General features: G+C 68.3%; 20 protein-coding genes. 17 read left to right on the top strand and 3 right to left on the bottom strand.

Annotated features, from left to right (window positions below):
- Nucleotides 1-84 precede the first annotated feature (84 nt).
- The 3 genes from pncA (at nt 85) to DIE22_RS22875 (ending at nt 3,658) form a co-directional block, all read left to right on the top strand.
- Nucleotides 85-717 carry a bifunctional nicotinamidase/pyrazinamidase gene (gene pncA, locus DIE22_RS22865; protein WP_046545910.1) on the top strand — a complete coding sequence of 211 codons (633 nt, stop codon included), beginning with the start codon at nt 85-87 and terminating at the stop codon, nt 715-717.
- Nucleotides 718-765: 48 nt separating this feature from the next.
- A complete protein-coding gene (locus tag DIE22_RS22870; RefSeq protein ID WP_124606154.1) occupies nt 766-1,944 on the top strand; it encodes an acetyl-CoA C-acyltransferase in 1,179 nt (392 codons plus the stop codon).
- A gap of 313 nt (nt 1,945-2,257) precedes the next feature.
- Nucleotides 2,258-3,658, top strand: coding sequence for a sensor domain-containing diguanylate cyclase (locus DIE22_RS22875; protein ID WP_124498658.1), 1,401 nt, complete (start codon nt 2,258-2,260; stop codon nt 3,656-3,658).
- 145 nt (nt 3,659-3,803) lie between these two features.
- Here DIE22_RS22875 and DIE22_RS22880 read toward each other — a convergent pair whose 3' ends face one another.
- Complete coding sequence (locus DIE22_RS22880) at nt 3,804-5,945, bottom strand: hypothetical protein (RefSeq protein WP_124606155.1); 2,142 nt, start codon at nt 5,943-5,945, stop codon at nt 3,804-3,806.
- A gap of 766 nt (nt 5,946-6,711) precedes the next feature.
- Here DIE22_RS22880 and DIE22_RS22885 point away from each other — a divergent pair.
- From DIE22_RS22885 to DIE22_RS22910, 6 genes are all read left to right on the top strand, one after another.
- Nucleotides 6,712-7,242, top strand: a complete 531-nt coding sequence (locus DIE22_RS22885) for an isochorismatase family protein (protein WP_124606156.1) — start codon at nt 6,712-6,714, stop codon at nt 7,240-7,242.
- Between the two features lie 314 nt (nt 7,243-7,556).
- Nucleotides 7,557-7,874, top strand: a complete 318-nt coding sequence (locus DIE22_RS22890; protein ID WP_124498654.1) for a Dabb family protein — start codon at nt 7,557-7,559, stop codon at nt 7,872-7,874.
- Nucleotides 7,871-8,350, top strand: a complete 480-nt coding sequence (locus DIE22_RS22895; protein ID WP_124498653.1) for a PaaI family thioesterase — start codon at nt 7,871-7,873, stop codon at nt 8,348-8,350. The genes DIE22_RS22890 and DIE22_RS22895 overlap by 4 nt, the downstream gene beginning before the upstream one ends.
- 108 nt (nt 8,351-8,458) lie before the next feature.
- A complete protein-coding gene (locus DIE22_RS22900; protein WP_124606157.1) occupies nt 8,459-9,457 on the top strand; it encodes an NADP-dependent oxidoreductase in 999 nt (332 codons plus the stop codon).
- A 61-nt stretch (nt 9,458-9,518) separates the two neighbouring features.
- Nucleotides 9,519-10,478, top strand: a complete 960-nt coding sequence (locus DIE22_RS22905; RefSeq protein ID WP_124498651.1) for an alpha/beta hydrolase — start codon at nt 9,519-9,521, stop codon at nt 10,476-10,478.
- Nucleotides 10,479-10,512: 34 nt separating this feature from the next.
- Nucleotides 10,513-10,953 (top strand): GNAT family N-acetyltransferase, encoded by a 441-nt coding sequence (locus DIE22_RS22910; protein ID WP_124498650.1) that lies wholly within the window; start codon nt 10,513-10,515, stop codon nt 10,951-10,953.
- A 16-nt stretch (nt 10,954-10,969) separates the two neighbouring features.
- Here DIE22_RS22910 and DIE22_RS22915 read toward each other — a convergent pair whose 3' ends face one another.
- Both DIE22_RS22915 and DIE22_RS22920 read right to left on the bottom strand, forming a co-directional pair.
- Entirely contained in the window at nt 10,970-11,815 is an 846-nt protein-coding gene (locus tag DIE22_RS22915; RefSeq protein ID WP_124498649.1) for an NRDE family protein, read from the bottom strand.
- 76 nt (nt 11,816-11,891) lie between these two features.
- Entirely contained in the window at nt 11,892-12,926 is a 1,035-nt protein-coding gene (locus DIE22_RS22920) for a folate-binding protein YgfZ (protein WP_124606158.1), read from the bottom strand.
- Between the two features lie 77 nt (nt 12,927-13,003).
- Here DIE22_RS22920 and mltG point away from each other — a divergent pair, with 77 nt between their 5' ends.
- The 8 genes from mltG to DIE22_RS22960 all read left to right on the top strand — a co-directional run bounded on the left by mltG (nt 13,004) and on the right by DIE22_RS22960 (nt 20,256).
- A complete protein-coding gene (gene mltG / locus DIE22_RS22925; RefSeq protein WP_124606159.1) occupies nt 13,004-14,023 on the top strand; it encodes an endolytic transglycosylase MltG in 1,020 nt (339 codons plus the stop codon).
- Nucleotides 14,023-14,643 carry a dTMP kinase gene (tmk, locus tag DIE22_RS22930; protein ID WP_124498646.1) on the top strand — a complete coding sequence of 207 codons (621 nt, stop codon included), beginning with the start codon at nt 14,023-14,025 and terminating at the stop codon, nt 14,641-14,643. The genes mltG and tmk overlap by 1 nt, the downstream gene beginning before the upstream one ends.
- A gap of 18 nt (nt 14,644-14,661) precedes the next feature.
- Nucleotides 14,662-15,690, top strand: a complete 1,029-nt coding sequence (locus tag DIE22_RS22935) for a DNA polymerase III subunit delta' (RefSeq protein ID WP_124498645.1) — start codon at nt 14,662-14,664, stop codon at nt 15,688-15,690.
- A 79-nt stretch (nt 15,691-15,769) separates the two neighbouring features.
- Nucleotides 15,770-16,549, top strand: coding sequence for a TatD family hydrolase (locus DIE22_RS22940; RefSeq protein WP_059538079.1), 780 nt, complete (start codon nt 15,770-15,772; stop codon nt 16,547-16,549).
- Nucleotides 16,550-16,592: 43 nt separating this feature from the next.
- On the top strand, nt 16,593-17,303 hold the full coding sequence (locus DIE22_RS22945) for an ankyrin repeat domain-containing protein (protein ID WP_124498644.1): 711 nt from the start codon (nt 16,593-16,595) through the stop codon (nt 17,301-17,303).
- Between the two features lie 119 nt (nt 17,304-17,422).
- Nucleotides 17,423-17,779, top strand: coding sequence for a Rap1a/Tai family immunity protein (locus tag DIE22_RS22950; protein ID WP_011885036.1), 357 nt, complete (start codon nt 17,423-17,425; stop codon nt 17,777-17,779).
- A gap of 95 nt (nt 17,780-17,874) precedes the next feature.
- Entirely contained in the window at nt 17,875-19,047 is a 1,173-nt protein-coding gene (locus DIE22_RS22955; protein WP_124606160.1) for a mechanosensitive ion channel family protein, read from the top strand.
- A 33-nt stretch (nt 19,048-19,080) separates the two neighbouring features.
- A complete protein-coding gene (locus DIE22_RS22960; protein WP_124606161.1) occupies nt 19,081-20,256 on the top strand; it encodes an AAA family ATPase in 1,176 nt (391 codons plus the stop codon).
- The last annotated feature ends 213 nt before the right edge of the window (nt 20,257-20,469 follow it).

Raw genomic sequence — 20,469 nt, forward strand, 5'->3', positions numbered from 1 at the left:
GCCGGATATAGAGACGCAGCCCATCCTGTCTGTCAGAAACGCAAGAAAGCTGTTGCAAACGGGACGCGTTCATATAGAAACGCAATGAAACGCACTGACGACGTGTTGCTCGTGATCGACGTGCAGTACGACTTCATGCCGGGCGGCGCACTCGCGGTGCCGGACGGCGACGCGGTCGTGCCCGTGATCAACGCGCTCGCGCAACGCTTCGACCAGGTCGTGCTGACGCAGGACTGGCACCCGCGCGAGCACGTGTCGTTCGCGGCCAACCACCCGGGGCGCGAGCCGTTCTCGACGCTCGCGTTGCCATACGGCGAGCAGGTGCTGTGGCCCGTGCACTGCGTGCAGGACACCGACGGCGCGGCGCTGCATCGCGACCTCGACATCCCGCATGCGAGGCTCGTGATCCGCAAGGGCGGCGACGCGCAGGTCGACAGCTATTCCGCGTTCGTCGAAGCCGATCGCACGACGCGCACGGGGCTCGCCGGCTATCTGCGCGAGCTCGGTGCGAAGCGCGTGTGGTGTTGCGGGCTCGCGACCGACTATTGCGTCGCATGGTCCGCGCTCGATGCGCGCGCGGCCGGCTTCGAGGCCGCCGTGATCAACGATGCATGCCGTGCGATCGACCTGAACGGGTCGCTCGCGCATGCATGGCAACAGATGCAGGCGGCGGGCGTCGCGCATGTGACGTCCGCGGGCGCACGCCCGGCGGCGTAGCGCATTCCCATCCGATCAGGACATGAAGCAGGACCGAAGGAGACTCGCATGACCGAAGCCGTAATCGTATCGACCGCACGCACGCCGCTCGCGAAATCGTGGCGTGGCGCATTCAACATGACGCACGGCGCGACGCTCGGCGGCCACGTGGTCGCGGCCGCGCTCGAACGCGCGAAGCTGGACCCCGCGCGCATCGAGGACGTGATCATGGGCTGCGCGAACCCCGAAGGCGCGACCGGCGCCAACATCGCGCGGCAGATCGCGCTGCGCGCCGGGCTGCCGGTGAGCGTGCCGGGGATGACGGTGAACCGTTTCTGCTCGTCCGGGCTGCAGACGATCGCGCTCGCCGCCCAGCGGATCATCGCGGGCGAGGGCGACGTGTACGTCGCAGGCGGCGTCGAATCGATCTCGTGCGTGCAGAACGAGATGAACCGGCACATGGTCCAGGAGGGCTGGCTCGTCGAGCACAAGCCCGAGATCTACTGGAACATGCTGCAAACGGCCGAGAACGTCGCGAAGCGCTACGGGATCGCGAAGGAGCGGCAGGACAAGTACGGCGTGCGGTCGCAACTGCGGGCGGCGGCCGCGCAGGAAGCCGGGCTGTTCCGCGACGAGATCGTGCCGATCACCGTACGCGCGGGGATTGCCGACAAGGCGACGGGCCGGCTGTTCACGCAGGACGTGACGGTGTCGGCCGACGAAGGCATCCGGCCCGACACGACGCTCGAAGGCGTATCGAAGATCCGGTCGGCCGTGCCGGGCGGCGTGATCACCGCGGGCAACGCGAGCCAGTTCTCGGACGGTGCGTCGGCGTGCGTGGTGATGAACGCGGATGTCGCGCAGCGCGAAGGGCTGCAGCCGCTCGGCGTGTTCCGCGGGTTCGCGGTGGCCGGCTGCGAGCCGGACGAAATGGGGATCGGCCCGGTGTTCGCGGTGCCGAAGCTGCTGAAGCAGGCGGGGCTGAAGGTCGACGACATCGGCCTGTGGGAACTGAACGAGGCATTCGCGGTGCAGGTGCTGTACTGCCGCGACACGCTCGGAATTCCTGACGAGCGCCTGAACGTGAATGGCGGCGCGATCGCCGTCGGCCATCCGTACGGCGTGTCGGGGGCGCGCCTGACGGGCCATGCACTGATCGAAGGCAAGCGGCGCGGCGTGAAGTACGTGGTCGTCACGATGTGCATCGGCGGCGGGCAGGGGGCCGCCGGCCTGTTCGAAATCGTCTGATTTTTTGGCGGTGCGACGGTCGCGGCCTCCTTCGGCGGAAGTCGCGCCCGCACGACGAATCGGCGGCAGTTGCACGGAATTCGTAAGAATCGGGCGGTAAACGGCGCGGATTCGATGCTGCCGTTTCCCCTTACTTGTCAAACGAATTGCCGCACCTATACTTGCTCTGACATTTGCCTTTCGGCGGGATGGGCCAGCGCGTGCGTTGCACCGACGCACGCGACGCGTTTCCGGTAGCCGGCGAAGACGATGCATCGTGCGTTTCCGGCGCCGCGAACGTTCGAACCACGCAGCAGACCGAACGGGGAACAAATTGAGCACGATCTATGCAGCCGGGGAACCGCCGCGCGTCGTCAGCGCGGCCGCGAGGCTCTACGCGAAATGCCTGCTGGTCGGATTCGCATTGCTGCCGGCCTATCTGATTGCCTATCTGTGGTTCTTCAGCGACCCGCGCGTCGTGTTCGAGAGCCACGCATTCCACGAAATCGCGATCGCGGCCGCCACCCTCGAAGGCGCGTTCGTCACCTACGTGACGTGGGTGTGCTACCGGTCGTCCGGCGAGCCGCTGCTGCGCTGGCTGACACTCGGCTTTCTCGGCTTCGCGATGATCTACGCGCTGCACGGCGTGTTCACCGGAATGGCGCACCACAACATCTGGCTGTTCCTGCTGTACGGGCCCGCGTCGCGCCTCGTGATGTCGATCCTGCTGCTGACGGGCCTGCTGTCGTACTCGAACGTGCCCGATCGCCCGGAAAAGCGTACGCGTGCGCGAACCTGGCTGCCGTGGATCGCCTTCTTCATGATCGTCGATGTGGCGGTCGCGTACATCGCCTATTCGCCGGTCGCCGGTGCGCCGGGCACGCGGTTGTCGATGGAAGGCGGCGCGCTGGTGTTTTCGCTGCTGAACGTCGGCGTGCTGCTCGCACGGCGCATCCGTTCGCCGCTGATGGTGATCTACGGCATGTCGATCATGGCGTTCGCGCTGTCGTCGCTCGCGTTCATCCTCGGCAAGCCGTGGAATCACATGTGGTGGCTCGCGCATGCGATCTTCGCGGGCGGGTTCTTCCTGCTCAGCTATGGCGTCGTGCAGGCGCTGCAGACGACGCGTTCGTTCTCCGCGATCTACAGCCAGGAAGACCTGATGAGCCGGCTGTCAGAATCGATGGCGCGCACCGAGAGCGCGCTGCAGGAGTTGCGGCGCACGAACCAGAAGCTCGAATACATGGCCGCGACCGATCCGATGACGGGTGCGTCGAATCGCCGCCAGTTCATCGCGCAGGTCGAGCGCGAGATCGTGCGCGCGGAGCGCGACGGCACGCCGTTTTGCCTGCTCGCGCTCGATCTCGACAATTTCAAGAACATCAACGATGCGTACGGGCACCAGATCGGCGACGAGGTGCTGCGCGGCGTCGTGCGCCAGTGTCTCGAGGCGATTCGTCCGGCGGGCGCGCTCGCGCGGGTCGGCGGCGAGGAGTTCATGGCGCTGTTGCCCGAGATGCCGCTCGAAGGCGCGCGCATGACGGCCGAGCGCGTGCGTTCGTCGATCGCGAGTGCGCCGTTCGGGCTGGATTTCAAGCGCGTGCAGGTGACGGTCAGCGTCGGCGTCGCGCAGTACGGGGTCGACGGGAGTACGGTCGATACGTTGCTGCGGGCGGTCGATGAACGGCTGTACCAGGCGAAGCGCGACGGGCGCAATCGCGTGGTCGCGCACTGACGAGCGACCGCCGTACGTCCGGTTACGTGGCGTGCGCGGATGCGACGCAATGGCGCGATGCGACGTACGCCCGGTTCGCGCGCAATCTGAACGAGGCCCCGGACGCGAATACGCGTGCCGGGCTTTCGTTTGACTGGCAGGTCATCTATCGCGACGCAATGGCCGCCGCCTTCCCGGGCTGAGCATCCTTCATCCGCTGTGACGCCTGCCACCAGTACTTGCCCGCGCGCAGTTGCGGATCGCGGATCGCGAGATACGTCGTGCTCCACAGCTGCGCCGCGTTGGCCTCGGTCGCATCCGCGCTGCGCGTGCCGAATGCATCGGTCTGGTACTTGCCGTTGGCGTATGACCAGGTCCACATCTCGGACGTGCGCATGTCGCGTCCGTTCGAGATCACCTGCCAGATCGTCTGCCGTGCCTGCGTCAGCAGCGTGCGCGTCGTGTCCGACAGGTCCTGGCGCGCGATCTGGCGATTGAGCCCGGCGACCCACATCGCCTGCTGCCATGACCAGATCACCGTGCCGTGATACGCGGAACTCGTGAATGTCGGCCACAGGGCCTGGCTCGCATAGGCGGGGTTCGCGATCAGCATCCCGACATCGGTGACGAGCCCGGTCGGGAACGGCCGCGTGACGTCGGCGACGATCCGCTGGAGCTCGTCGTCCGGCGGCGTGCCGAACAGCAGTGCGAAGCCGCCGTCGGAATTCATCACCGGGATCGGCGTGCCCTGCTGGTCGAGCGACAGCGCGTAGAACGTCAGCGGCGCGCTCGGCGCGGTGCCGGCCGGCACGCCGGCGGACGGCGCATAGGTCGACACGTCGGTCGCCGCCTGCGCGGCCGGCACGCTCACCTGGAACAGCGGCGGCGCCTGCTGCTCCCAGGTGGCTGCTTCGGTCGCCGTGTTCGCGAGCGTCGCCCGTTGCCCGGCGTCCAGGTACGGATCGAGCAGGCCGCGCGCGAGGAACGCGTTCGCCGCGCGCAGCGCGGCCGGCACGAGTACCGCATTCACGTCGTACGGGTAGACGCCGCCGCCGAGCCCGTCGGTGCTGTCGCGCCAGTTGCCGACGATCTCGCCGGGCCGCAGGTGGATCAGGTTCGCCACCGACGGCTGTTGTGCGAACGGCTGCGCGGTCGCCGCGACGTGCAGCAGGTTGACGACGAGCCGGCTGCCGTTGGTCTGGCCGTCGCTGCCGCGTTGTGAGAGATAGGCGGCCGCGCGCGCCTGGCCGCGCGTGTCGTCGATCAGCCAGGCCGCCGCGATCGGCGCGAGCAGGTAGTCGCTGTCGATCATCTTGTAGTCGTAGGTCGGCGTCGCATCGTTCGGCCGGCCGTTCCTTGCGTTGTCGACCAGCGCGAATTCGCCGATGCCTTCCTCGTGCGCGACCTTGCCGTCGCTCGACAGGCGGTTCAGCACCGACGTCAGGCCGGCCTCGATCGCCGCCGGCTCGAGCACCGGCATCAGCATGCGCACGGAGATCAGCGTGTCGCGGCCGAAATAGGTGTCGTACTGCCACGAGCCGGCCAGCAGCTTGTCGTGGAAGCTCAGGAATTCGAGCACGTTCTGGCTGACCGGGTCGGGGTTCGCGGCCGGCGCGAGCAGGTCGGCGCGCGTGATCGGCGACAACGGCGTCTCGCCCGACAGCGCGTCGACATGCAGTTTCAGCGTGCGTGTGCCGGCCGCCGCGCGCAGCACGAGCTTGCCGCCGGCGGCCGTCGCGATGCTGCCGCCGTCGCGCAGCGTGACGCGCAGCGCGTAGCCGGGGGCGCCGTCGATCCGGTCGCGCCGCCATTGCGCGGCGCCGCCCTGGACCGTCGCGGCGGTGACGATCTCCGGCGGAATCGTCGCACCGCCGTTGAAGTCGCGCAGGAAGCGCACGTTGCTGAGCAGGCCCTGGCGGATCGTCAGCGTGTCGGTGTCGACCGACACGTCGGCGCCGATGCCGTGCAGCGGACGACCGTGGGTGTCGGGCGCCGACAGTGCGGACGGCGGCGTGTCGAGACTCCAGTTCACCGGCTGCGCGGTATCGTCGAACCACAGCCCGGTGCCGCTGTTGCCGGCCGGAAACACCACGAGCAGGCGCGGTTTCGTCGACGAACGCACCAGCAGATGCGCGGCGACCTGGTCCTGCCGGTAGAACGCATTGATCTGGCCGCCGGTGTCCATGCGGAACGACAGCGCGGCCTGGTTCGACGGCGGGCTGCCCGACCGGACGTCATCGTCGTTGCAGGCCGCGAGCAGGCCGGCGCAGACGAATCCCGTACACAGCGACTTCGCGAAGCGATGCATGTCATGTCCCTCCAGATGACTGGCGATTTATTATGAGAATGATCGAATCAGCGGGCGCTCGGCCTGCTTCGTCCGGTGCGGCGGCATTCGGAGGAATGCGCGATTTAATCCGGACGTGATGCGGGGCGAATTGGGCGGAATAACCGGCGGGCGGTTAAATACCGGAATTGAAAAGCAAAAGGACACTCCGCCCCGGTGAGGCATGAATGACTTCTTCCACAGACGTTACGGCATGGCGCCGGGAGGAAACTCGCACGCAGCGGTGGAAAATGGAACGTAAGCAGCCGTAGGGGATTCTAAAGTTCGGATAAAGCCAAAGTCAATAATGAAATTGAAAACTATCGGATAATCGCTTGAAAAGTGGATGCAATTATTGCCTGATTCATCGGTAAAATGTTCGAATCTGGATGAATTGAAAATAATCGAATTTGAAATGCGACGAAAATCGATCGGCAATGGATGTCGATATGGGCGATTTGCCGGTGCTTGCCGGGCGGTTGAACCGACGGTGGCGGATTCGGTGAATTCGACGCGGCAGGCGAGCGAGCAATTGGCGTTCCCGCAAGGGGGCCGAGTGCGGCCGCGCGATGCCGCTTTCGAGTTCCGGCGCCGAACCGCAGTGCCCGCGATTCCCCCGTCGGAGCCGACAAATTTGGTAGGCTTGGAGGGTTGTTCCGCGTTCGATTTCGGTCCCTCGCGAACCCGGGCGTTTCATCGACGGTCGACGGTGGCCGAGGTCGCCTTTGCATCATTTTGGAGAGTGCGCGTGCTGCACGTACCCGACGATTCAGTACTCGTATTGGTCGATTTTCAGACCCGACTGATGCCGGCGATCCACGACGGGGCGCTTGTCGTGGCGCAGGCCGTTCGACTCGGCCGTATGGCGCGGATATTCGAGGTGCCGGTCATTGGCACCGAGCAGAGTCCGCTCCGGCTCGGCGAGAACGTGTCGGACATCAAGGGGTTGTGCTCGGACACCGTGGCCAAGGACCATTTCGACGCGTGCGCGGATGGCCTGGCCGATGCGCTTCCGGCCGCACGCAACAATGTCATCGTTGCCGGTTGCGAGGCACACGTCTGCGTGTTGCAGACGGCCTTCGGCCTGTTGTGCCGCGGCCGTAAGGTCACGCTGGTCAGCGACGCCGTGGGCTCCCGCAAAACGGTGGATCGGGATGCGGCGATCGGCAGGCTCGCGGCGAAGGGCGTCGAGATTGCGACCGTCGAGATGATCGGGTTCGAATGGCTCGGGTCCAGTCGGCATCCGCGTTTTCGCGACGCGCTGCAACTGATCAAGTGAATCACGGCGTCCGGGCGCGGCCCGGAACGCCACGCCTGCAACCCGGCAGGCGAACCTCGGGATGCCGTCCGTTGGCGCAGGCAAGTCTGGCAGGCCGGTGCCAGTGCTCGCGAACGGGAGCCTGGCAGCGGCGAGAGAGGTGGAGAAAAAGCGGGCATCGCCGTCGCAGGTGTGAAATGATGCCCGTTTCGATATCCGCTTTCCCGTGGCCGGCGGCGCTTGCCGGCGCGCACGCATGGCGGGGCAGCGGAACATCCATGAACGGCAAGGGTTTGGGCCGGAATGGCCAATCAACACGCACTGGAGCAAACGAAGTGATCAGACATATTGTGATGTGGAAGCTGAAGGAATCGGCCGAAGGCGGCACGCGCGCGCAGAACGCGCTGAAGCTGAAGGAAAAGCTCGAAGGCTGCCGCGACCTCGTGCCGGGCATCCTGCAGCTCGACGTCGGCATCGCGACGCCGGGGCTCGAAGCAACGTCGGACGTCGTGCTCGTGTCCGATTTCACGGACCAGGCCGCGCTCGATGCCTACCAGGTACACCCGGTTCACCAGGAAGTGAAGAAATTCATCGTCGCGGTGGCCGAATCGCGCCAGTGCGTCGACTATCTCTCGGAAAGCGCGGCACGATGAGCGACGCGGCATCCCCGACGGACGGCCCGTCGATCGAAAGCCCGTTCGTCGATCTGCTCGGCGTGCGGCTCGTGTCCGCGAAGGATGGTGCGAGCGAGATCGTGCTGCCGCTCGACGAGCGGCACATGAATACGTGGAGCATCGCGCACGGCGGCGTGACGATGACGCTGTCGGACATCGCGCTCGCGATGGCCGCGCGCAGCCTGACCGACGACGGCGTCGGCGTCGTCACGGTCGAGATGAAGGTGAACTTCATGCAGCCGGGGCGCGGCGAGTTGCGCGCGTACGGACGCGTGATGCATCGTTCGACGACGATGGCGTACTGCGAGGGCGAAGTGCGCGACAGCGACGGCAACTTCGTCGCGAAGGCGCTCGGCACGTTCAAGTACATGCGGCGGCTTGCAGTGGGCCGCGACATCAAGCGACAACGCACGCGCACGGCGCCGGGTGTCCAGCCGGGCCCGAGCGACGCGTAAGCGCCGGAACGCGCGGCCCTGCCTGGTCAAGGGCAGGGCCGTTTCGTCGTGCGGCACGGTTTCGCAACGGGATGGCGATACGGCGCGAATGAAGCCAGGGAGGCAGCAATGAACACGGTCAACCGCCAGATCCTGCTCGTGTCACGCCCGCAAGGCGCCGCGAGCGCCGACAACTTCCGGCTCGTCGAAACGCCGCTCGCCCCGCTCGCCGACGGCGAACTGCGGGTGCGCAACCATTTCCTGTCGCTCGATCCGTACATGCGCGGACGCATGAACGACGCGAAGTCGTACGCGGCGCCGCAGCCGTTGAACGAGGTGATGATCGGCGGCACGGCGGGCGAGGTGGTCGAGTCCCGGCACCCGGATTTCGCGGTCGGCGAGCACGTGGTCGGCCAGTTCGGCTGGCAGGAGTACGGCACGTCGAACGGCAGCGGGTTGCGCAAGGTCGACACGTCGCGGGTGCCGCTGTCGGCATGGCTCGGCGTGGCCGGCATGCCGGGCGTGACCGCATGGGTCGGGCTGAACCGGATCATCGCGCCGAAGGCCGGCGAAACCGTCGTCGTCAGCGCGGCGAGCGGCGCGGTCGGCAGCGTCGTCGGCCAGCTCGCGAAACGCGCCGGCTGCCGCGCGGTCGGCATCGCGGGCGGCCCCGACAAGTGCCGCTACGTAGTCGACACGCTTGGCTTCGACGCGTGCGTCGACTACAAGGCCGGCCGGCTGGCCGACGACCTGGCCGCCGCGACGCCGGACGGCGTCGACGGCTGCTTCGAGAACGTCGGCGGCGCGGTGCTCGACGCGACGATGGCGCAGATGAACGCATTCGGCCGGATTGCCGTGTGCGGGATGATCGCCGGCTACGACGGCGTGTCCGCGCCGCTCGCGAATCCGGGCCTGATCCTGCGCTCGCGGCTGACGATGCAGGGCTTCATCGTGTTCGAGCATCCCGACGCGTGGCCGCCCGCGCTGGCCGAGCTGAGCGAACTCGTCGCGACGAAGCAGCTGCATTACCGCGAGACGATCGCGTACGGGCTCGAGCGGGCGCCGGATGCGTTCCTCGGGCTCCTGAAGGGCCGCAATTTCGGCAAGCAGCTCGTGCAGCTCGTCTGACCCGCGCGTGGCATCATGTGACGCTTGTCCGCTCGCGGCGCCGCACGCGCCGTCCTCACCGATGCCGCTGAATCCGAAGATCGCCCAGGTGCTCGACATGGTCGAGCGCGCGAAACGTCCGTCCTATCACCACCAGACGCCGCAGCAGGCGCGTGCCGCGTACGAGAAGAGCGCGCCGATCCTCGACGTCGCACCCGCGCCGATGCATTCGGTCGAGGCCTGCGTCGTGCCGACGCGCGACGGCCGCTCGATCGGCGCGCGGCTTTACCTGCCGGTCGAGCCGAGCCTCGCCGAACCGCTGCCGGCGCTCGTCTATTACCATGGAGGCGGCTTCACGGTCGGCAGCGTCGATACGCACGACGCGCTGTGCCGGATGTTCGCGCGCGACGCGCGGTGCGCGGTGCTGTCGGTCGACTACCGGCTCGCGCCCGAGCACCGGTTCCCGACCGCGGTGAACGACGCCGACGACGCATTGCGCTGGCTGCATCGCGAGGCCGCCGCATTCGGCATCGACGCCACGCGGCTGGCAGTCGGCGGCGATAGCGCGGGCGGCACGCTCGCGACCGTCTGCGCGGTGCTCGCGCGCGACGCGGGCATCGGTCTGGCGCTGCAGATGCTGATCTATCCGGGCGTGACGGGCAACCAGGACACCGAATCGCACGCCCGTCTCGCGAACGGCTACCTGCTGACACAGGACACGATCCAGTGGTTCTTCACGCAATACGTGCGCGATCGTTCCGACCGCGACGACTGGCGTTTCGCGCCGCTCGACGGCGAGCGCGATGCGCCGTCGTTCGCCGGTGTCGCGCCGGCCTGGATCGCGATGGCGGAATACGATCCGCTGAGCGACGAGGGCGCCGCATACGCGGACAAGTTGCGTGCAGCCGGCAATACGGTCACGCTGGTCTGCTATCCGGGGATGATCCACGAGTTCTTCAAGATGGGTGGCTACGTGCCCGAGGTGCGGGCCGCGCATGCCGATGCGGTGGCGGCGCTCAGGGCCGCATTCGACGACGTTTGACGGCGGCGGCGCCCGACGCCGCGCGGAGGAAGCGATGACCGACGGCTGGGTGGAAACGGGCGACTGGGCGGTGCTGGGCGGCGATGCCGCACGCATTCGCGACGCGGTGTTCGTGCGCGAGCAGCGGATTCCGCCGGAATGGGAACTCGACGACGAGGATCCGCTGTCGCTGCACGCGGTGGCTTACCGGGTCGATGCGGCGACCGGCGCACGCCGCGCGGTCGCGACGGGACGGCTGTTGCGCTCCGGCACGATCGGCCGTGTCGCGGTGCTGGCCGACGCGCGCGGGCAGGGCGCCGGGTCGGCCGTGCTGCATGCGTTGCTGGACGCGGCGCGCCACCGCGGCGAGCCGGTCGTGCGGCTCTACGCGCTGGATGCCGCGGTGTCGTTCTATGCGCGGCACGGCTTCGCCGCGATCGGCGAACCGTTCGTCGAAGCGGGCGTGCCGCACGTCGAGATGGCGCGGGCGCCCTAGCGCCGCACGCGCAGGCTCAGCGCGGCTGCGTCGCGTCGATGTCGAACGTGAACGCGCGCTCGAACGTGCCCGGGCGAACGGTGCGGTGCGAGCCGTCGTCGTCGCAGCGCTCCTTGATGTCGACCGTGAGCCGCACGCCTTCCTTCATCGTCACGCGCAGCGCGGTCGTGCCGCGCGTGCCGTATTCGGGCGTCTCGATGAACGCGGCCGACAGCGCACGCTCGCGCTCGATCGGAATGCCGGTGTGCGGCAGCGCGTCGTCGTCCGCGACATGCGGATCGCGCATCAGTTCGATCAGTTCGTCGAGCGACGGAGTCGGGTTGTCGGTCAGCAGCGTGCCGAGTTCCGCGCGCTTGCGCACGACTTTCGGCCAGGGCGTATCGAGCCGCGCGTTCGACAGCGCATGCACGCCGGCGCCGATCGCGACCGGCGCGGCGACACCGGTTTCGCCTTCGGCCGCGCGGTTGCAGAACCACGCGAGTTCGCGCCGCTTCCAGTCGCCGGCCAGCAGGTTGAAGCCGTTGTATACGGCCGCGTGCTCGGCCAGTTCGCGGAGGTAATCGAGCGGCGCGACGGACGGGCTGCGGAGGAAATCGGACACGAGCTTGCCGCGGGTCGGCGCGCCCGCGCGAATGTCGAACGGCGCGCGGTAATTGGTCAGCGCCGCGAAGCGGCCGTCGCGCGACACGCCGAGCCACGTGCCGCCCGCTTCGAGATCGCGGCCGGCCAGCACGCCCGGCACGTCCTCCCACCACGAAAGCGGCGCACTCGTACGGCGAAAGAATTCGTCGCGGTTGGCGGTCAGGGTAAAGACAGGACCGGCGGCGGCATCAGGCTGCCAGTCGAACGCAATCAGACACATCGGACGAATCTCTCGCAGGAAACATCGGGCGCCGGCCGCCATCTGCGAGCCGGCGTGCGAACGGGTTGTCAGTGCGTCACGCTTCCGTCGGCCACGCGTACGGCAGCGCGTCGAACGCAAGCGCCGGACCGTCGGCCGAACCGAGGTGCACCGTGCCGTCGTCGAGCGCGGCCAGCTTGATCTCGACGAGCGCGTCGACGCCGCCCGCGGGCGCGGCCGCCGCGGTGACGATCATCCCGCACGGCTGGCCCGGGTCGTCGCTGTGGAACAGCTCGACGCCAGCATGCACGGTGTCGGTCTCGCCGGCGACGTGCGCGAGCGCGGTGCGGCGCTTGATCGTGCCGCGGTACTGGCTGCGCGCGACGATCTCCTGGCCCGGGTAGCACCCCTTCCTGAAGTTAACGGCGCCGATCACGTCGAAGTTGACCATTTGCGGCACGAACTGTTCGACGGCCGGCTGCGTGATGCGCGGCTCGCCCGCGCGTATGTCGAGCCAGTCCCAGACGGCCGGCGACACGACCGGCAGCGTGCCGGCGAGCGTGGCGAGACGCGCGTCGACTTCCGCGCGCGGCCCGATCCACAGGTAGCGCTTGCGGCCGGCCGCGTCCGGCACGCGGATCAGCGCCCCGGCCGGGCCGTCGACCTTCACGTGCACGCCGTCCGGCAGCGCGTCGAAGATGCCCGACAGCGCCTCGCGCACGTCGCCCGCGAAGCCGACCACCGCGAGCGTGTCGCTCGCGTCCGTCAGCTTCGCCTTCGCACGCAGCACGAACATTGACAACCGTTTCTGCACGGCGGCCTGGACGTCCTTCGAGACCAGCAGGCGCACGCCGTGACCGGCGCGCCATGCGAGGAACGACGCGAGCAGGCGGCCCTTCGCCGAACAGTAGCCGGACAGGCGCGCGCTCGCGGCATCGAGATGCTCGATGTCGTTGGTGAGCTGGCTGTGCAGGAACGTCGCGGCGTCGTCGCCGGCCACGTCGATCACGCCGAACTGCGCGAGCGGCATGCAGGCGCCCGGCGCGTCGAAATCGGCAGCGGACGGACGGGGGAAAACGGGGAGCGAGGCAGATGCGGCCTGGGCAGCCGGTGAAGCGAACGGTGTGCTCATGGAATGAGGGGACAGTCAACCCTGACTTTGACGAAGGCGAGCAAGTATTATATGGGTCTTACCTGAGTCTCGTTTCCATGTCCCTACTGAAGAAATGCGCCGCGACGGTCGTGGCGCTGGTCGTCGTTGTGGCCGCTGCCGGCGCGGGCGGCGGGTATTACTGGGCGACCCGGCCGCTGCTGCTGGGCGCTGCATCGCTCGACGTCACGATCAAGCCGCGCAGCAGCGTGAAGAGCGTCGCGCTGCAGCTCAAGCGCGGCGGCGTGCCGATGGCGCCGCTCGGCTTCGTCGCGATGACGCGCCTGCTCGGGCTGTCGAGCCGGCTCAAGTCCGGCAACTACGAATTCAAGACCGGCATCACGCCGTACGACGTGCTGCAGAAGATCGCGCGCGGCGACGTGAACGAGTACGTCGCGACCGTGATCGAAGGCTGGACCTTCAAGCGGATGCGCGCGGAACTCGACGGCAATCCCGATCTCGCGCACGCGACGGCCGGCATGAGCGACGCCGAGCTGCTGCGCGCGATCGGCGCATCGGACAGCGCGATCCAGCGCGCGAGTGGCGAGGGGCTGTTTTTCCCCGACACCTACCTGTTCGACAAGGGCACGAGCGACCTGAACATCTACCGGCGCGCGTACCACCTGATGCAGACGCGCCTCGACGAAGCGTGGGCCGCACGTGCGCCGGGGCTGCCGTACAAGACGCCTTACGAAGTGCTGACGATCGCGTCGATCGTCGAAAAGGAAACGGGCCACGCGGCCGATCGCGCGTTCGTCGCGGCGGTGTTCGCGAACCGGCTGCGCATCGGCATGCCGCTGCAGACCGATCCATCGGTGATCTACGGCCTCGGCGACACGTACGACGGCCGCCTGCGCAAGCGCGACCTGCAGGCCGACACTCCTTACAATACCTATACGCGCCGCGGACTGCCGCCGACGCCGATCGCCTTGCCGGGCGTCGCCTCGCTGCAGGCGGCGATCAATCCGGCCCCGACGAGCGCGCTCTATTTCGTCGCGAAGGGCGACGGCACGAGCGTGTTCTCGGACACGCTCGGCGATCACAACAAGGCCGTGGACAAGTACATACGAGGTCAATAATGGCGAGCGGTAAATTCATCACGTTCGAAGGCATCGACGGGGCGGGGAAGACCACCCACCTGCAATGGTTCTGCGAGCGCCTCCAGGCCAGGCTGGCCGCGAGCGGCCGGCAGGTCGTCGTCACCCGCGAGCCGGGCGGCACGCAGCTCGGCGAGAAGCTGCGCGAGATCCTGCTGAACCAGCCGATGGATCTCGAGACCGAAGCGCTGCTGATGTTCGCCGCGCGGCGCGAGCACCTCGCACTCGTGATCGAGCCCGCGCTCGCGCGCGGCGACTGGGTCGTGTCCGATCGCTTCACCGACGCGACGTTCGCGTACCAGGGCGGCGGCCGCGGGCTGCCGCGCGACAAGCTCGAGACGCTCGAACGCTGGGTGCAGGGCGGGTTCCAGCCCGACCTGACGGTGCTGTTCGACGTCGCACCGCAGGTGGCGAGCGAGCGCCGCGGTGCCGCGCGCATGCCCGACAAGTTCGAAAGCGAGTCGGACGCGTTTTTCTCGCGCACCCGCGGCGAATACCTGCGGCGCGCGGAAGAGGCGCCGCACCGCTTCGCGATCGTCGACGCGACGCAGACGATTCCCGAGATCCGCCAGCAGCTCGAACGCGTGCTCGCCGCGCTGTAACCCGAAGGAACGCATCACATGATCTATCCGTGGCAGACCGACGACTGGAACCGTCTGCAGCAGCTGCGCCCGCAATGGCCGCATGCACTGCTGCTGCATGGCCAGGCCGGAATCGGCAAGCTGCAGTTCGCCCAGCATCTCGCGCGGGGCTTCCTGTGCGAAGCGCCGCAGCCGGACGGCGAGCCGTGCGGCACCTGCGCGGCCTGCACGTGGTTCGCGCAGGGCAACCATCCGGACTACCGGATCGTGCTGCCCGAGGCGCTCGCGGGCGAAGCGCCGGGCGCGGCCGACGACGCGAAGCCGGCCGACGCGGACGAAGGCGGCAAGAAGACGCGCGCGCCGAGCAAGGAGATCAAGATCGAGCAGGTGCGTGCGCTGCTCGACTTCTGCGGGGTCGGATCGCACCGCGGCGGCGCGCGCGTCGTCGTGCTGTATCCGGCCGAGGCGCTGAACGTCGCCGCGTCGAATGCGCTGCTGAAGACACTGGAGGAGCCGCCGTCCGGCGTCGTGTTCCTGCTGGTGTCCGCGCGCATCGACCGGCTGCTGCCGACCATCATCAGCCGCTGCCGGCAGTGGCCGATGACCGTGCCGGCGCCCGACGCGGCCGCGGCGTGGCTCGCGGCGCAGGGCGTCGACGATGCGCGCGCGCTGCTCGCCGAGGCCGGCGGCGCGCCGCTCGCCGCGCTGGCGCTGGCGAGCGACGAGAACCGGCCGCTGCGCGATTTCACGCTCGGCCAGCTCGCGGCCGGCGCCGCGTGCGATCCGTTCGCCTGCGGCGAGACGCTGCAGAAGCTGCCGGTTCCGCTGGTGCTCGGCTGGCTGCAGCGCTGGCTGTACGATCTGCTCGCGCAGCGGATGGCGGGCGCGCCGCGCTACTTCCCGACGCAGGCGGCGGCGCTCGCGCGTTGCGCGCAAGCCGTCGACGCGAGTGCGTTCGCGCGCTTCATGAAGGCCGTGACGCGCCAGCGCACCGTCGAGAACCATCCGCTCAATGCGCGGCTCGTTTTCGAGGAACTGTTTCTCGGCTATCGGGAAATGTTCGCGTGAGCGCACATTGTTTCCCCGGGGTGGGGAAACGATTGCCGGCGAGCGCATGAGCGCCCGTCTTACGTATTCAGGAAACACGATGTTCGTCGATTCTCACTGTCACATCAATTTCAAGGGTCTCGCCGACCGCCTGCCTGCCGTGCTGGAGAACATGCGCGAGCACGACGTCACGCACGCGCTGTGCGTGTCGGTCGACTTCGAGACGCTGCCCGACGTGCTCGCGATCGCGCAGGCGCACGACAACGTCTATGCGTCGGTCGGCGTGCATCCGGATCACGAGGACGCACGGGAGCCGACGCTCGCGGAGCTGATCGAGCTGGCCGCGCACCCGAAGGTCGTCGCGATCGGCGAGACGGGCCTCGACTACTACCGCCTCGAAGGCCGCTCGATCGCCGACATGGAGTGGCAGCGCGAACGCTTTCGCACGCATATCCGCGCGGCGACCGCGACGATGAAGCCGCTGATCATCCATACGCGCTCGTCTTCGGAAGACACGCTGCGGATCATGGCCGAGGAGCGCGCGGACGTGCCGGGCGGCGTGATGCACTGCTTCACCGAGCCGTGGCCCGTGGCCGAGCAGGCGCTCGCGCAGAACTTCCATATCTCGCTGTCGGGGATCGTCACCTTCAAGAACGCGACCGACGTGCAGGACGTCGCGCGGCGCGTGCCGCTCGACCGGCTGCTGATCGAGACCGACTCGCCGTACCTCGCGCCGGTGCCGTATCGCGGCAAGCCGAATGAACCTGCGTACGTCAGCCATGTCGGACGCTTTATCGCATCCGAGCGCGGGATCGCCGTCGAGGCGCTGGCCGATGCGACGACGCAGAACTTTTTCCGGCTGTTCAAGATCGCCCGCTAACGACGCGCGTCCAGCCGACAACCCAGGGAAGGAGCCCACAACAATGACGAAGCCGACCACATATCTGCCCAAGCGCGCACTCGTCGCCGCCGCGCTCGTCGCGAGCGGCCTCATTGCCGCCGCCGGCGCGCATGCCGAGTCGCTCGACGCGATCGTCAAGGCGGTCAAGTTCGACGACATCGACGACATCGGCAAGCAGTTGAAGAGCGGCAAGCTCGATCCGAACACGCTCGCGCCCAACGGCGATCCGCTGCTCGTGATCGCCGCACGCGAGAAATCCGACAAGGTCGCGGCGGCGCTCGCCACGACGCCGAACGTCGACCTCGAGAAGGAAGACAAGGCGGGCGAGAACGCGCTGATGCTCGCGTCGCTGAATGGCGACGTCGGGCTCGTCAAGCTGCTGATCGACAAGGGCGCGGAAGTCAGCAAGAAGGGCTGGGCGCCGCTGCATTACGCGGCCACCAACGGCCAGGACGCGGTCGTCAGGGTCCTGCTCGACCACGACGCGTATATCGACACCGCGTCGCCGAACGGCACGACGCCGTTGATGATGGCCGCGCGCGGCAACCATGCGACGACCGTCAACCTGCTGCTCGACCAGGGTGCCGATCCGCAGGTGAAGAACCAGCTTGGCATCACCGCGCTCGAGTTCGCGAAGCACTACAAGGCGCCGGACGCGATCGACATCCTGAGCAAGCGGACGGTGCGCGTCGGCGCATCGGCGCCGGCAGATGCCCAAAAGAGTGCAAAATGACGGTTTTCGGCGCGGTGGCGCAGCGCCCGGCCGGCCGGAGCGCGGCCGGCAGCGGGCGTCCGGCCGCCGCGCCGGTCGGCGCAGTGAGCGGCCTGGGCCGCATTGACATAAGGAACACCATGTTGCGGGCTATGTTTTGTGCCGCGGCGTTTGCCGTGCCGTTGTCGGCTGCGGCTTTCACGGGCGCGGATCTCGACCGGCTGTGCGCGAAGACGGACGTCAAGTCGCGGGCGTCGTGCGCGGCCTACATCGAAGGCGCCGCCGATGGCGTCTACAACACCATCGACGCGATCGGCGGCACCACCGGGCCGCGCGTCGGGCAGTATTTCTGCCTGCCGCCCGACATCCGGGCACAGCAGATGACCGACGCGGTGCGCAAGTACATCGCGGAGAACCCGAAGCTTGCCGACTACAACGCGAGCACCGCGGTGTCGCTCGGTCTCGGCAAGGCGTTTCCGTGCCGGGGCGGCAACTGATCTGATGCCGGTCCGGGCGCGCGCGTCGCCCGGACGTCGCCGACGCATCCAGGACGAGGCCGCCGCGCCTCATAACCGAAGTATCCCGGGCGCCGATGATTTCAATCGAGGAAGTGCGGCGCGTCGCCGATGCGCCGCTGCATACGTGGCTCGGCACGCTGTGCGTGTCGGTCATCGTCGTACTCGTCGTCGTGATCGGGCATCGTCTCGGTGCACGCATCGTCAAGCGGATCGCGCGGCCGTATCCGCTGATGAGCGCGATCCTGCGCTACATCGACAAACCGTCGCTCGTCACGCTCGGGCTGCTCTCGCTCGAATTCCTGTGGGTCCAGGCGGACGACGGCATGTCATTCGTAGGCGGAATGCGTACCGCGGCCGCGGTCGGCTCGATCGTGGCGCTGACCTGGCTGCTGGTGCGGCTCGCGGCCGGGGTCGGCGATGCGATCATCCAGGCCCATCCGATGGATGCGGCCGACAACCTCCACGCGCGGCGCGTCCACACGCAGGCCAGGGTGCTCGTGCGTACCGTGATGGTGCTCATCGTGATCATCGGCACGGGTGCCGCGCTGATGACGTTCCCGAACGTGCGGCAGATCGGCGCGAGCCTGCTGGCGTCGGCCGGCGTCGCGGGGCTGGTTGCCGGCATCGCCGCGCGGCCGGTGCTCGGCAACCTGATCGCCGGGCTGCAGATCGCGCTCACGCAGCCGATCCGGCTCGACGACGTCGTCGTGATCCAGGGCGAGTGGGGCCGCATCGAGGAAATCACCGGCTCGTTCGTGTCGGTGCGGCTGTGGGACCAGCGCCGGCTCGTCGTCCCGCTGCAGTGGATCATCGAAAACCCGTTCACGAACTGGACGCGCAGCAGCTCGGAGATCATCGGCACGGTGTACCTGTCGGTCGACTACCGCACACCGCTCGCGCCGCTGCGCGAGGAGCTCGCGCGGCTCGTCCACGCGGCGCCCGAGTGGGACGGCCGCGTGCAGGTGCTGCAGGTCACCGACGCGACCGAGCGCACGATGCAGTTGCGCGCGCTCGTCAGCGCGGTTGATTCGTCGGCATGCTGGGACCTGCGCTGCCGCGTGCGCGAAGGGTTGATCGCCTACCTGCAGGCGCGCTTTCCGCAATGCCTGCCGCGCAGCCGGATGGAACTGTATCCGCACGAATCCGCGCCGGGCGAGCCGAGTCCCGAACGGCCGCACGCGCGGCCGCCTGCCGCCAGCACGGCGGCCAACACCGCGGCCGATCCGAAGGCCACCGAAGGCCGCTGAACGCGCGCCGGTAGCCGTTGCCATTTTTCTCCCATGACCGCGCTGAAGACGCTCGCCATTGCCAACTACCGCTCGCTGCGCGAGCTGATCGCGCCAATCGCGGCGCTCACCGTCGTCACGGGACCGAACGGCAGCGGCAAGTCGAGCGTGTACCGTGCGCTGCGGCTGCTCGCCGATACCGCGCAGGGGCGCGTGATTCCGTCGCTCGCGCGCGAAGGCGGGCTGCCCTCGACGTTGTGGGCCGGCCCCGAGCGCTTTTCGCGTTCGATGCTCGCCGGCGACACGCCGGTGACCGGCACGGTGCGCAATGGACCCGTGAGCCTCAAGCTCGGTTTCGCGGGCGACGATTTCGGCTATGCGATCGATCTCGGCATGCCGACCCCGAGCCGGTCGCAGTTCGCGCGCGATCCTGTTGTGAAGCGCGAATGCATCTGGGGCGGCGCGCTGCTGCGTCCGTCGACGCTGCTGGTCGACCGGCAGGGCGCGCAGATTCGCACCCGCACCGGCGCGGGCGACTGGCACACCGTGCCGCAGCCGGTCGCGAGTTTCGACAGCATGATGACCGAGTTCGCGGATCCGGCCGGCGCGCCGGAGATGATCGCGGTGCGCGAGCGGATCCGGTCGTGGCGCTTCTACGATCATTTCCGGACCGACGCACAGGCGCCGGCCCGGCAGTCGCACATCGGCACCCATACGCCGGTGCTCGCGGACGACGGCGCCGATCTGGCCGCCGCGCTGCAGACGATCCGTGAGATCGGCGACGCCGCCGCGCTCGATGCGGCGATCGACGACGCGTTCCCCGGCGCGTCGATCGACATCGACAATCCGGGCGGCCGCGGCCGCTTCGACGTGTCGATGCGCCAGCCGGGGTTGCTGCGGCCGCTGTCGGCCGCCGAGCTGTCGGACGGCACGCTGCGCTACCTGCTGCTCGCGGCCGCGCTGCTGACGCCGCGGCCGCCCGCGCTGATGGTGCTGAACGAACCGGAGACGAGCCTGCACCCCGATCTGCTGCCGGCGCTCGGCCGCCTGATCGCGCAGGCCGCGCAGCGTTCGCAGGTGCTGGTCGTGTCGCACGCGGCGCGGCTCATCGCGACGCTCGAACGCGAGGCCGGCTGTGAATCGCTGATGCTCGACAAGCAGCTCGGCGCGACCGTGCTCGTCGATGCGGACACGCGCGAACTGCCGCGATGGAAGTGGCCGTCGCGCTGACGGGCGGGGTGGAGCGCGCGCGGCTCGCCGCCGGCGGCATGCCGTCGGTAGCCGCCGCCGCGGTCCGGTCGCACCGAAGCGGTGTGGGCGGGCCCGAGGATGAATGTATCCTGTCTGTAACAACCCCCATAAAATGAAAGACCGGCGCTTCCGGGCGCCGGGATCGCGAATAATAATGCGATATTCGACCGGCACGATGCCGGCCTGGCGGTA

Source organism: Burkholderia sp. Bp9142 (genome assembly GCF_003853415.1).
Taxonomy (GTDB): domain Bacteria; phylum Pseudomonadota; class Gammaproteobacteria; order Burkholderiales; family Burkholderiaceae; genus Burkholderia.